9 protein-coding genes are annotated in these 13276 nt (G+C 73.0%); 4 read left to right on the top strand and 5 right to left on the bottom strand.

The features are described from left to right. Window positions 1-28: 28 nt before the first annotated feature. Entirely contained in the window at window positions 29-3403 is a 3375-nt protein-coding gene (locus tag ACZ42A_RS36110; protein WP_468531573.1) for a pyruvate carboxylase, read from the bottom strand. A gap of 146 nt (window positions 3404-3549) precedes the next feature. Here ACZ42A_RS36110 and ACZ42A_RS36105 point away from each other — a divergent pair, with 146 nt between their 5' ends. From ACZ42A_RS36105 to ACZ42A_RS36095, 3 genes are read left to right on the top strand one after another with little or no spacing between them, the layout of a single operon-like run. Beyond that, window positions 3550-4278, top strand: a complete 729-nt coding sequence (locus ACZ42A_RS36105; RefSeq protein ID WP_468531572.1) for a hypothetical protein — start codon at window positions 3550-3552, stop codon at window positions 4276-4278. Window positions 4279-4300: 22 nt separating this feature from the next. Continuing rightward, complete coding sequence (locus ACZ42A_RS36100; RefSeq protein WP_468531571.1) at window positions 4301-5314, top strand: GlxA family transcriptional regulator; 1014 nt, start codon at window positions 4301-4303, stop codon at window positions 5312-5314. Continuing rightward, on the top strand, window positions 5311-6108 hold the full coding sequence (locus tag ACZ42A_RS36095; protein WP_468531570.1) for a DJ-1/PfpI family protein: 798 nt from the start codon (window positions 5311-5313) through the stop codon (window positions 6106-6108). The genes ACZ42A_RS36100 and ACZ42A_RS36095 overlap by 4 nt, the downstream gene beginning before the upstream one ends. A 10-nt stretch (window positions 6109-6118) precedes the next feature. On the opposite strand, the gene ACZ42A_RS36090 is transcribed toward ACZ42A_RS36095, so the two are convergent. The 3 genes from ACZ42A_RS36090 to ACZ42A_RS36080 all read right to left on the bottom strand — a co-directional run bounded on the left by ACZ42A_RS36090 (window position 6119) and on the right by ACZ42A_RS36080 (window position 8886). After that, the gene (locus ACZ42A_RS36090; protein WP_468531569.1) at window positions 6119-7282 is read right to left on the bottom strand and encodes a PP2C family protein-serine/threonine phosphatase; all 1164 of its coding nucleotides are present in this window, start codon (window positions 7280-7282) and stop codon (window positions 6119-6121) included. 67 nt (window positions 7283-7349) lie between these two features. After that, window positions 7350-8147: a VOC family protein gene (locus ACZ42A_RS36085; protein WP_468531568.1), complete on the bottom strand. Its 798-nt coding sequence runs from the start codon at window positions 8145-8147 to the stop codon at window positions 7350-7352. A gap of 103 nt (window positions 8148-8250) precedes the next feature. Next, window positions 8251-8886: a TetR/AcrR family transcriptional regulator gene (locus ACZ42A_RS36080; RefSeq protein WP_468531567.1), complete on the bottom strand. Its 636-nt coding sequence runs from the start codon at window positions 8884-8886 to the stop codon at window positions 8251-8253. A 149-nt stretch (window positions 8887-9035) separates the two neighbouring features. On the opposite strand from ACZ42A_RS36080, the gene mhpA reads away from it, so the two are divergent. Next, window positions 9036-10706, top strand: a complete 1671-nt coding sequence (gene mhpA / locus ACZ42A_RS36075) for a bifunctional 3-(3-hydroxy-phenyl)propionate/3-hydroxycinnamic acid hydroxylase MhpA (protein WP_468531566.1) — start codon at window positions 9036-9038, stop codon at window positions 10704-10706. Between the two features lie 43 nt (window positions 10707-10749). Here the strand turns inward: mhpA and ACZ42A_RS36070 are convergent, their stop codons facing one another. Next, a complete protein-coding gene (locus ACZ42A_RS36070; protein WP_468531565.1) occupies window positions 10750-13230 on the bottom strand; it encodes a CBM35 domain-containing protein in 2481 nt (826 codons plus the stop codon). Window positions 13231-13276 lie beyond the last annotated feature (46 nt).

Below are 13276 nucleotides of genomic sequence, written 5' to 3'. Positions count from 1 at the left end.
GGCAGGGACTGCCTGTGGGCGGGAGCGGTCAGGCGATCTCGACGAGCAGGTCCCCGCCCTCCACCTGCTGCACGCGGTTGATGGCGAGCCTGCTCACCCGGCCGGCCCGCGGGGCGGTGATGGCGGCCTCCATCTTCATCGCCTCGATCGTGGCCACCGTCGCCCCGGCCGCGACCTCGTCGCCCTCGGCGGCCGTCAGCGTCACCACACCCGCGAAGGGCGCCGCCACATGGCCCGGGTTGGCCCGGTCGGCCTTCTCGGTCACCGGCGCGTCGGAGGCGGCCGCCGCGTCCCGCACCTGGATCGGCCGCAACTGGCCGTTCAGGTCGGCCATCACGGTGCGCATCCCGCGTTCGTCGGGCTCGCCGATCGCCTGCAGCTCGATGAGCAGCCGCACCCCGGGCTCCAGGTCCACGGCGTACTCCTTGGCGGGGCGCAGACCGTAGAAGAAGTCCTTGCTGTCCAGCACACTGGTGTCGCCGTACGCCTGACGGTGGGCCTCGAAGTCGCGCGTCGGGCCGGGGAAGAGCAGCCGGTTGAGGGTCGCGCGCCGGGACTTCTCGAGCCCCCTGCGGTCCTCGTCCGCCAGCTCCGCGACCGGCTTGGCCTCGCCGCGCCCCTGGAGCGCCTTGGTGCGGAACGGCTCCGGCCAGCCGCCCGGCGGGGTCCCCAGCTCACCGCGCAGGAACCCGATGACGGAGTCGGGGATGTCGAACCGGTCCGGCGTCGCCTCGAAGTCCTCCGGCGTCACCCCGGCCCCCACCAGATGCAGCGCCAGATCGCCCACCACCTTGGAGGACGGGGTGACCTTCACCAGGCGGCCCAGGATGCGGTCGGCGGCGGCGTACATCGCCTCGATCTCCTCGAAGCGGTCGCCGAGGCCCAGCGCGACCGCCTGGGTGCGCAGGTTGGACAGCTGACCGCCGGGGATCTCGTGGTGGTAGACGCGTCCGGTCGGCGCGGCAAGACCGGACTCGAAGGGGGCGTAGATCTTGCGGACGCCCTCCCAGTACGGCTCCAGGTCCCCGACCGCCTGGAGGTCCAGGCCGGTCGGCCGGTCCGCGTGGTCGGTCGCGGCCACGATCGCCGACAGCGACGGCTGCGAGGTGGTGCCCGCCATCGAGGCCACGGCCCCGTCGACCGCGTCCACGCCCGCCTGGGCCGCCGCGAGATAGGTGGCGAGCTGGCCGCCCGCCGTGTCGTGCGTGTGCAGATGGACCGGCAGGTCGAACTCGCGGCGCAGCGCCGACACCAGCGTCGCGGCGGCCGGAGCCCGCAGCAGCCCCGCCATGTCCTTGACGGCCAGCACATGGGCGCCGGCCTCGACGATCTGCTCGGCCAGCCGGAGGTAGTAGTCGAGGGTGTAGAGCCGCTCGCCGGGGTCGGACAGGTCGGCGGTGTAGCAGAGGGCGACCTCGGCGATCGCGGTACCCGTCTCCCGTACGGCGTCGATGGCCGGCCGCATCTGGGAGACGTCGTTGAGCGCGTCGAAGATGCGGAAGATGTCGATGCCGGTGGCCGCCGCCTCCTGCACGAACGCGTCGGTCACCTCCGTGGGGTACGGCGTGTAGCCGACGGTGTTGCGCCCGCGCAGCAGCATCTGGAGGCAGATGTTGGGCACCGCCTCGCGCAGCGCGGCCAGCCGCTCCCACGGATCCTCGGCGAGGAAGCGCAGGGCCACGTCGTAGGTCGCGCCGCCCCAGCACTCCAGGGAGAGCAGCCCGGGCAGGGTGTGCGCGACGTGCGGGGCGACCGCGAGCAGGTCCTTGGTGCGTACCCGGGTGGCCAGCAGCGACTGGTGGGCGTCGCGGAAGGTGGTGTCCGTGACGCCCAGCGTCGGCGACTCCCGCAGGGCGCGGGCGAAGCCCTCCGGGCCGAGTTCGGCGAGGCGCTGGCGGGAGCCCGCGGGCGGCGATCCGGCGGGCAGCGGCGGCAGCTTGGTGACGGGGTCGATCAGCTCGGGACGCTCGCCGTGCGGCTTGTTGACCGTGACGTCGGCGAGGTACGTCAGCAGCTTGGTGCCACGGTCGGCGGAGTGCCGCGCGGTGAGCAGATGCGGCCGCTCCTCGATGAACGAGGTGGTGACCCGCCCCTCCCGGAAGTCGGGGTCGTCCAGGACGGCCTGGAGGAAGGGGATGTTGGTGGCGACGCCGCGGATGCGGAACTCGGCGACCGCACGCCGGGCCCGGCCGATCGCGGCCGTGAAGTCACGGCCCCGGCAGGTGAGCTTCACCAGCATCGAGTCGAAGTGCGCGCTGATCTCCGTACCGGCGTGGGTGGTGCCGCCGTCCAGCCGGATGCCCGAGCCGCCGGGGGAGCGGTAGGCGCTGATCCGGCCGGTGTCCGGGCGGAAGCCGTTGGCCGGGTCCTCCGTGGTGATACGGCACTGCAGGGCGGCGCCGCGCAGGGTCAGGGTCTCCTGGGACAGCCCGAGGTCGGCCAGCGTCTCGCCGGCGGCGATGCGCAGCTGGGCCTGCACCAGGTCGACGTCGGTCACTTCCTCGGTGACGGTGTGCTCGACCTGGATGCGCGGGTTCATCTCGATGAAGACGTGGTTGCCGTCCCGGTCGAGCAGGAACTCCACCGTGCCCGCGTTGCGGTAGCCGATCTCCCGGGCGAACCGCACCGCGTCGGCGCAGATCCGCTCCCGCAGCTCCGGATCGAGGTTCGGCGCCGGCGCCAGCTCGATCACCTTCTGGTGGCGGCGCTGCACCGAGCAGTCCCGCTCGAACAGGTGCATGACGTTGCCCTCGCCGTCGGCGAGGATCTGCACCTCGATGTGGCGCGGGTCGACGACCGCCTTCTCCAGGAAGACGGTGGGGTCACCGAACGCCGAGGCCGCCTCCCGGGAGGCCGCCTCGATGGACTCGCGCAGCGCGGCCGGATCCTCCACGCGCCGCATCCCGCGTCCGCCGCCGCCCGCGACCGCCTTGACGAACACCGGGAACCCGATCTCCTCGGCGGCCCGGACGAGTTCGTCGATGTCGGTCGAGGGCGCCGACGAGCCGAGCACCGGCACCCCGGCCGCGCGGGCGGCGGCCACGGCGCGCGCCTTGTTCCCGGTCAGCTCCAGCGTGCCGGCGTCCGGGCCGACGAACGTGATGCCCGCCTCGGCGCAGGCGCGCGCCAGCTCCGGGTTCTCGGACAGGAAGCCGTAGCCCGGATACACGGCGTCCGCCCCCGCCTGTCGCGCGGCCCGGACGATCTCCTCCACGGACAGGTAGGCACGCACCGGATGCCCCGGCTCACCGATCTGATAGGCCTCGTCTGCCTTGAGCCGGTGCAGCGAGTTGCGGTCCTCGTGGGGGAAGACGGCGACCGTGCGCGCGCCCAGTTCATAGCCGGCGCGGAACGCCCGGATCGCGATCTCGCCTCGGTTGGCGACCAGCACCTTGCGGAACATCCTGGATCCCTTCGGCCTGCCGGTGAGTGAGGACCATGGTGGAGGCGCCGGCCCGGTACTGCCATGTGAACCGGGCCACTTGACCGGTTCATCAATGCCCACACCCGGGGCCGGGCCGGCGCGGCCCCTCGGGCAGACTGTGCCGGATGGACGACCTGCGCCCGGTCCACCGGGATCCCGCCCCACGGCAGTACGGACGGCTGCGTGTGCGGACCTCCGACCTCGGTCCGGCCGACTGGCTCGTCGAGCGGGCCCGGCGGCACGGCGGCTTCAGCACGGTCGCGGGCATCGCCGCGCCCGGATTCCCCGCCTACGCCCGGATCCTGCACCCGGCCTCCCTGGAGGAGCGGCCGGTGCGATGGGCGACGGTGGCCGCCGCCCAGGGGCGCGAGGTGACGGGGAGCACCCGCTGGCACGAGCTGATCGGCATGGACCGCGACTACCTGAACGCCTCCGAGTACGGCCTGCCCGGCGTCTGGGACGAGCACGCGGCCGAGGGGCCGACCCCGCCCGGCGTCGCCCGCGCCCTGATTCCCGTCCTGGCCCGGCACACCCGGACCCCCGAGCGCTGCTGGTTCGGCCTGTGGAGCGGCTACGGCCGGTGGGACTTCGACCACCTCCCCTCCTTCCCCACCCCCGGCCGCGACGAGATCCTCCTCGCCGGAACGCTGGCCGACGCGGCCTCACCCGTCCTGCTGGACGAGTTCGCCGAGCTGCCCGACCTGTGGTGGCCCGACGACCGCGCCTGGTGCGTGGGCGGCGATGTCGACCTGGTCAGCACATACGTCGGCGGATCCGCGGAACTGATCGCCGACCTGCTGGCCGCGCCGGAGCTGGAGGCGCATCCGGTGGCACCCGGCGACGCGGTCGACTGAACCCGCCGCCGGCTGTGCTGGTATGCGGCGCATGGACAACCGGAGACGCGTACTCATCGTCGCCTACGACGACGCGCAGATTCTCGACATCGCCTGCCCCAGCAGCGCGCTGGACATCGCCAACCGGTACGGCGCGGCGCCGCCGTACGCCGTCGAGCTGGGCACCGTCGGCCGCCGGGCCGCGCGCAGCTCTGCGGGGATCGTGCTGGGAGCGGGGCACCGCCTCGAGGCGGTCACGGGACGTCTGGACACGCTGATCGTCGTGGGCGGCGTCGGCTGCGAGGACGCGGCGGCGGACGAGCGGTTGCTCGGCCAGGTGCGGCGGCTGGCGGCACAGAGCCTCCGCGTGGCCTCCGTCTGCACGGGCGCCTATGTGCTCGCCGCCGCCGGACTGCTGGACCACCGGCGGGTCACGACCCACTGGGGCTGGGGGGAACGGCTCGCCGAGCGGCATCCGGCCGTGGCCGTCGACACGGGCCCGCTCTGCATACGCGACGGCAACGTCTACACCTCCGCCGGGGTCACCAGCGCGCTCGACCTGACGCTGTCCCTGATCGAGGACGACCACGGGCCGACCCTGGCCCGCGCGGTCGCCCGGGAACTCGTCACCCACCTGCACCGGCCGGGCGACCAGGCGCAGATCTCCCTGTTCCTGGCCGCCCCGCCACCGGAGGACCGGCTGGTGCGGGACCTGATGGGGTACGTCGCCGGCCATCTGGCGGAGGATCTGACGCCCACCGCCCTGGCGGCCCGGGCGGGCATCAGCCCCCGGCACCTGACCCGGCTCTTCACCGCGCATCTCGGTACAACGCCGGCGCGGGCGGTACGGCAGGTGCGCACCGAGGCGGCCGCGCACCTGGTGCGGTCCAGCGCCCTGTCCCTGGCGGCGATCGCCCGCCGCTGCGGATTCCGGTCCGCGGAGACCCTGCGGCAGGCGTTCCTGGACCACTACGGGGTCACCGGGGACAGGATTCGCAGGATGCCGGACATGCCGCGCGCACGCGTCGCGGCGGGGCAGCAGACTCCCGGCACATGACGCACTCCACGCACACGACGACACGCAGGAACGTCCTACTGGGCGCCACGGCGACCGCCGCCACCACGCTTCTGGCCGGGACCGGAGCCGCGCACGCGGCCCCGTCCCAGGACACGGGTCCCGGCAAGGGCGCGGGCCAGGGCGGGGGCCTCAGCATCGGCATCCTGCTCTACGACGGCTTCAGCCTGCTGGACCCCACGGGTCCGGCGGAGGTGCTGTCCCGGCTGCCGGACGCCACCGTGACGATGATCGCCGAGCGGCGCGGCCCGGTGCGGACGGACACCGGGGACGTGGCGCTGGTCGCCGAGCGCTCCCTCGCGGAGGTGGACCGACTGGACGTGCTGCTCGTGCCGGGCGCGGGCAACCGCGGCACCGTCGCGGCGATGAACGATCAGGCGCTGCTGGGCTGGATCCGCGACATCCACCGGCACACCCGGTGGACGGCCTCCGTGTGCACCGGAAGCATCGTTCTCGCCGCCGCGGGCCTGCTGAAGGGCCGGCGGGCGACCACCTACTGGGCGTCCGCCGAGTACTTGCAGTCCACGTTCGGGGTGACGTACCTGCCGCGGCGCTATGTGCGTTCGGGGAAGATCATCACCGCCGCCGGGGTGTCGGCGGGCGTGGACATGGCTCTCCACCTGGCCTCCCTGATCGCGGGCGACGACACCGCGAAGGCGATCCAGCTCGCCGTCGAGTACGACCCCCGGCCGCCCTTCGACTCCGGCGACGCCGCCGAGGCCTCGCCGGAACTGAAGGAGAGGGCACTGGAGTTGCTCGCCGCGTCGCAGGTGTAGGGAAAGCGCGTCATCCCTTCCCGCCCGGCCCTTGATCCGCGTCCGTTGGCGCACTCCGTCTCACGCGCTGGATCGCCACCATGGCCGCGTCGTCGCCGAGGTGGCCGCCCCGCGTATGGGCGAGGAGGTCTTCGCGCAGCCGGCGCAGGAGGCGCTGGGGGCCGCCTGCGGCGAGCGCGGCCATGCGCTGGGCGAGGGGATAGAAGACCCCGGAGTCGTCGCGGGCCTCGACGACGCCGTCGGTGTACAGCAGGAGGGTGTCGCCCGGCCGGAAGGGGAAGGCCTCCGCGGTGAAGGCCGAGTCCGCGAACTCGGTGAGGCCGAGGGGCGGCGCCGGTTCGCGCACCTCCAGCGGGATGGCCCGGCCCTCGTGCAGCAGCAGGGGCGGTGGATGGCCGCAGTTGATCAGGAGGAGATCGGCCGCGTTGTCGGGAATGTCGAGGACGGCCGCGGTGATGAAGCTCTCGCTGGGGGCTCCGGTGGAGGCCGCGGCCGCTCCCGGGTCGTCCAGGTCGGAGGAGACGGTTCCCTCCAGGTAGGCGACGAGGGAGGGCAGGTCGACCTGCCGGTGCGCGGCGGCGCGGAAGGCGCCGAGGACGAGGGCCGCGTCCCCGATGGCCTCCAGGCCCTTGCCCCGGACGTCCCCGACGATGAACCGGGTGCCGTGCGTGGTGCGCACGGCGGCGAACAGGTCACCGCCGATCTGCGCCTCCGCCTCGGCCGCCAGATAGACCGAGGCGATGCGCAGGGGGCCGACCAGGCGCGGCAGCGGTCGCAGGACGACCTGCTGCGCGGCCTCGGCCACGGCGCGCAGCTGGGTCAGCTGTTTCTCGTGCCGCTCCCGGAGGTACGCGAAGAACGTCACGCACGCCGCGATCAGGAACAGCGCGGTGATCTGGAAGCTGTGGTTGAGGTCGGTGAGACTGGTCCGCACGTCCGCGATGACGGCCTGCGCCAGGACGGCGAGCACGCCGACGCCCGCGGTGATGCGCGGCCCCGCGAAGGACGCCGTGATGGCGGGGGCCGCGGCCAGGAACGGGCCGAGGTGCACCTCGGCGGGGACGAGGATGTCGACCACCGTGACGATCGCGATGAGCCCGAGCGGTACCACCAGCAGGCCGCGATGCAGCTCCCCTGGTCCGCGGTGACCGCCACGCGGTAGTCGAGGGCCCATGAAACCTGCATACACCCGTGGGATGCCGAGCACCTCCCCAGCGGTGTGCGGACCGGGCCTCCCGGCCTCAGGCGCCGGCCGGCTTCAGGACGACGAAGTCCGCGTTCGACGGGTCCAGGCATACCGCCAGCCGGCCCACGCCCTCCGCGTTCTCCGGTCCCATCTGCACGCTGCCGCCGTTCTCGGTGACCTTGGCGACCGCGGCGTCGCAGTCCTCGACGTGGAAGACCGGGTGCCAGTAGGGCCGCCCGTTCGCCAGGGCGAGGTTCTCCCGGGGCAGCTGCATGACGCCCCCGTGCATGCGCTCCTCGGGCAGCCCGGCCGGCGTGATGAGGGAGTAGGTGCCTCCGCCACCCGGCAGCTCCATGTCGCTGAACCGCCAGCCGAGGACACCGCCGTAGAACTCCTTCGCGGCGGCCGCGTCGCTCGTGTACAGCTCGGTCCAGGACAGCGAGCCGGGCTCGTCCACCAGCTCAACGCCCTTGTTCGTACCCGGCTGCCAGACGGCGAACTGGCCGCCCAGCGGGTCGCTGTACTGCGCCATCCGGCCCCATTCGTCGAGGTCCCTCGGCTCCACCCGCACCGTGCCGCCCGCGCTGCGCACCGCCTGGGTGGTGGCGTCCGCGTCGGTGACGGTGAAGTAGATCATCCAGGCCGAGCGCGCGCCCTCCTCGGTGAGCTTGCCGAGACCGGCCACGATCTTGCCGTCCTTGCGGAACATGCCGCCTTCCATCTCACCGCCCTCGCCCATGGACTCGTAGTCCCAGCCGAGCACGGCCCCGTAGAAGGCCGCGGCGGCGCGGACGTCGGGGGCGCCGAGGTCGAGCCAGCAGGGGGAGCCGGGAGCGAAGTCCGTGGTGATCATGCCGATGACGCCTTTCCGTCGATCCTGTTTCGACCCAGCGTGACATCGGGCACTGACAATCGCCTGCCGACGGCTCTCGCCGCAGGCGGTAGGGGACGGTCTCTCAGGCGCGGTCGGGCAGTGGGCGACGGGCGATCTCGCCGGCCTCCTCGGCGGGGACGCCCAGCATGCGCAGCATCAGCTCCGCCATGCTCCGGGCGGCTTCCTCGCTGTCGCGGTCCGGCCGGCTCAGCCGCAGGTCCAGCAGGGCCAGCAGGCCGCCGCCCAGCGCGGAGAGGGCGATCTCGGGGTCGGCGAAGGTGAAACGCCCGGAGGCCGCCCCGGTCTCGAGGTCGCCCATGGCCCGGGGGGACAGGCCGCGATCGCTGTGGATGTGGTCCAGTCCGCGGTGGCGCAGGATCCGCATGAGCTCGGGGTGGGTGTCGGCCATGCCGGCGCTGAGCCGGACGCCGAACGCGATCCGCTCGGCGGGGTCGTCGACGCCGTCCAGCCGTTCGTCGATGGTCCGGCCGTACTCGTCGAGGGCGTCGGTGACCGCCTCGTCGAAGAGGGCCGTCTTCGACGCGAAGTGGTTGTAGAAGGAGCCGAAGCCCACATCCGCGCGCTCGGCGATCACCTGGATGCTCACGCCGGTGTCACCGGACTCGGCCAGGATCTGCCGGGCGGCCCGGATCAGGGCCTGCCGGGTGGCGGCGCGGCGGCGTTCGAACCGGTTGGCGGGCGGGGCTGACGGCGGCATGCGCCGATTTTAACCACGATCCACAGTCCTGATGGTTTCCTCAGGAATCTTGGACGCGTACGTTGACGAGGAATGGGTCAGAGCTGATGATTTGATCAAGTCAGTGGCCGCAGGGGTCATCCCCGGAGAAACGCGAAGTGAGCCGCGCGATGAAAACCAACCAGGTCGCCGCGGGCGACGCGACCCGGACGGCACCGGTGGTCATCGTCGGGGCGGGCCCCGTCGGAGTCACCGCCGCGATCCTGCTGGCCCGCCGGGGCGTGCGCAGCATCCTGCTGGAACGCCATCGGGACGTCTATCCGCTGCCACGCGCCGTCGCCATGGACGACGAGGTCCGCCGGATCCTCCAGGCGGCCGGGATCCACGAGCGGTTCGCCGCCATCGCGCGCCCGGCCAACGGCCTGCGGCTGCTGGACGCCCGGCACCGGGTGATGGCCGAGTTCCGGCGCGACGACCCGCACGGCCACCACGGCTTCCCGGAGACCACCCTCTTCGACCAGCCCGACCTCGAACGGCTGCTCCGGGACGCCCTGGCCCGCCACCCCGAGTGCGAACTGCGCGGCGGAGTGGAGGTCATCGCCGTCGAACAGGACGTCGAGCAGGGCGTCCCGCCGGAGGCCCCCGGCGGCCCGCGGGGCCGGGTGCGGGTCACGGTGCGGGGCGGGGGCCCGCCGACGCACCTGTGGGCGGACGCCGTGCTCGGCTGCGACGGCGCGGGCGGTCTCACCCGGGACGCGATCGGCGCCGTATGGGAGGACCTGCGCTTCGAGGAGACATGGACGGTCGTCGACGTCCGCACCCGGCTGCCGGTACGCACCTGGGAGGGCGTCGACCAGGTCTGCGACCCCGCCCGGCCCGGAACCTTCATGCGGACCGGCGAGGACCGCTACCGCTGGGAGTTCAGGCTGGGGCCGGCCCCCGTGGAGCTGCGGGAGCTGGTGGCCCCCTGGGTGGCGGTCCCGGACGGCGGCGACGGCTTCGAGGTGATACGGCAGGCCAGGTACACCTTCCGGGCCTGTGTCGCCGACCGCTGGCGCCGGGGCCGGGTCTTCCTGCTCGGCGACGCCGCGCACCTGACCCCGCCGTTCATCGGGCAGGGTCTGTGCTCGGGCCTGCGTGACGCCCACAATCTCGCCTGGAAACTGGCCCGGGTCCTGACGCAGGGCGCGGACGAAAGCCTGCTCGACTCCTACGAGAGCGAGCGCAAACCCCATACCCGGCACATGATCCGCCTCGCGATCACGACCGGATGGGCGATGACCGGCGGACAGGACAGGGCCGCCGCCGTACGGCGCACCGCGCTCGCCGCGGTCTGCCGCATCCCCGCCCTCACCTCCTACCTCGCCGCGCGCGGCCTCAGTCCGGCCCTGGCCCGCGGCCCGCTGGTGCGCTACGGCAGGCTGACCGGCCGCCGCCTGGCGGGCACCCTCGCGCCCCAGCCGTGGGTGCGGACGCGGCACGGGCGCGTCCGCCTCGACGATGTTCTCGGCGACTCCTTCGCGGTCCTGTCCGCCGCCCCGCCGAGCCCCGCCGTCCGGGCCGTCGCCCGCGCACTGGGCGCACCGGTCGTCCGCGTCGACGACGGCCGCAGCCCGGGCGGCGACACCCCGTACGGCGACACGACCGTCGTGGACGACGGCACCCTCGCCGCCTGGCTGCGCTCCGGCCGGGCGGACGCGGCCCTCCTGCGCCCCGACCGCGTCGTGCTGGACACCGTCCCGGCGGGCGCCGACGACTTCCCCGGTACGTCCGGCTGGGCACCGCTGTTGTGCCCAGCCCGCGAGGCCGCCGAGCCGGGCCCCGGCGCGAAGCCGCCGTGACGGCGCCGGGGCCCGGCCGATCTCCGCCTGCCGCCCAGGGCGGTCAGGGCGCCGGCCGGCCCACCACCCGACCCAGCTCGATCCGGTCGATGTTCGGCGCCCAGGCGCTCGCGTTGCCGAACGTCACCCGGTTCGGCCCCTCCCTCAGGTCGACGGGGACACCCACCGTCCAGTAGTCGTCCCAGCTCCAGGTGTTCTTGAAGGTGACCCTCCGGGGTGACCCGGAGCCGATCGTGATGTCGGCCGTACGGGACATGATGTCCGTGTTGTAGGCGTGGCCGTTGTCGCGCCGGTCGTTGTGCGCGTAGTGGACGACCAGCAGGTACCGCCCGGACCGGGGGGCGTCCACCGTGAACGTGGCGGTGCTCTCCGCGCTGCTGCCGAGCCACCCGATGTACGAGCCCGCGGAGGCGTACGCGGAGTCGACGAGCCGCGCACCGCCCGCCAGAGCCGCCGAGGCGCCGTCGTAGGAGAGCGTGCCGGCCGTCGAGCCCTCGCCGGACACGTCGAGGGAGCGGACGGCGGCGTGCGGGGCGGTCACCGCGACGCGGTTGTTGCCCGCCACCAGGTACAGCCGCAGCGGCCGGTCAGGCGCTGCGGTGACCGTCTCCCCGTGCAGGGCGAGCCGCACCGGCGCCGAGGCCCGCGGCACCGCCGTGTAGTAGCCGTCGCGGGGTGCGTACACGTCGAACACCGCCTTGTCGCCGGAGCGCAGGACGAGCGCGCCCGTGCCCACCCCGGCCGACGAGGAGTAGTCGTACGACGGCCTGCCACTGATGTCCGCCAGCGTCGCCTCGTACGACGCGGAGGGCGCGCCGGTCCGGGCGGTCAGGTCGACGCGGTCGAGCGTGACCTCGGCGTCGCCCTTGGCCAGCGTCAGGACGTGCGGGCCGGCGGAGAGGCGTACGGTGACGTCCTTCTTGGCGCGGTAGGTCCAGTTCTCGGTGGAGGGGTAGGTGACCGTGACCGGGGCGCCGCCGTCGACCGACAGGTGCTGCGTGGCGGGGGCGCCGGACTGGTTGCCGTAGAGGATCGCCAGGTCGTACGTGCCGTCCTTCGGCACCGTCACCGTGAAGGCCACCTTGCTGGTCGGCTGGTTGAGCGAGCCGACGTCCTTGGTGCCGGAGGCCGCGTAGCCGTTGGCGTTGCTCACGGTGCCCTGTGTGTAGACCTTGCCGTCGGTGATGGCCGCGCTCTCCGCCTCGTACGACGCCGACCAGGGGACGGAGGCGGGGGACGGTGTGCCGGTGCCGCCGGGGGTGAGGACGACGCGGTACGCGGACATCCGGTGCATGCCGCGCAGCGGGACGGTCACCGTGCCGTCGTCCGCCACCTTCAGCTTCGTGCGGGCGAGGACACGGGGCGCGGCGTGCTCGCCTTCGTAGCCGGACCAGGCGGCCTCGGCGACGGTCGCGGTGACCGTACCGCCGAAGACGGAGCGGGAGACGTTCCGCACCACGACGTCGGAGTCGCCGTCCGAGCCACCGAGCAGGACCTGTGCCTGGCGGCGGGAGGTGTCGAGCGACGCCAGGCCCTGGAGGGTGTCGATGGTGTTCGGCTGCGGCGGGGTCACCTTGACGGTGTCGCCGGTCAGCCCGGCGTACCAACGGAAGAACCACCAGCCGCCGTTGGGGATGTTCGAGCGCACGACGTGACCGCTGAGGTTGCCGGCCGCGTCCCAGTACGCCATGTTGGCGTACACCTTGTTCCGCTCGAACATCGACACCCACTGCACGAGCTGCCCCGGCACGGACAGGTCACGGCGGTTGGCGTACTCGTCGATGTTGATCTTCAGCGGCGCGATGCCCAGCTCCCGCTCCAGCGCGCGGTAGTGGTCGTAGTGCCCCTGGAAGTCGCGCAGTGAACCGGAGCCCAGCTCGTGCCAGGTCATGATCTGGGGCAGCACGTTCTCCCGCTTGGCGAAGGTGAGGAAGTCCCGCAGCAGGCGTCGGTCGTAGTACGCCTCGTTGGGACCCGCGATCCTCGCGTCGGGGTCGATCGCGCGGATGCGCTGGTACACCGTCTTCCAGTCCTTGAGGAACCGGTCGCGGTTGGCCTCGTACTGGGCCTGGTCCGAGACGTTGAGCTTGTACCAGATCCAGTCCGGCTCGTTGAACGGGACATAGACGAAGCGGTCGCTGTCCGGGTCCGCCGACACCTCCTTGGCGATCTTGTCGACCTTGGGCAGGTAGTCGTCGATGCCCAGGTCCTCGTACGGCCACTTCGCGTAGATGTCCTGCATCATCACGTTGATCTCGCCGCCGCCGTTGCGGAAGAACGACGTCGAGACCGTGAGCGCGTCGCCGTTGGGGTGCTGGGCGCCGCCCTCCGGCTTCTGCGAGATGCTGGTGATCTTCAGGGGCTCCATCGCGGCGTCGCTGGGCACCCCGTCGTCGCTGAGCCCGTACAGCGCGCCGTTGGCGCCGAGCATCACGGGGCCTTCGGAGGCGGCGAGGTCGACGGTGAGACGCTGGGGTTCAGCGGCGGCGGCCGCGGACCCGGCTGCGGGGAGGGTGGCTGCCATGGCGGCTGCTCCAAGTGCGGCTGCTAGCAAAGCGGTACGGGATCTC

Source organism: Streptomyces sp. NPDC030838 (assembly GCF_055572035.1).
This window is presented reverse-complemented; position numbering and strand designations above follow the sequence as displayed.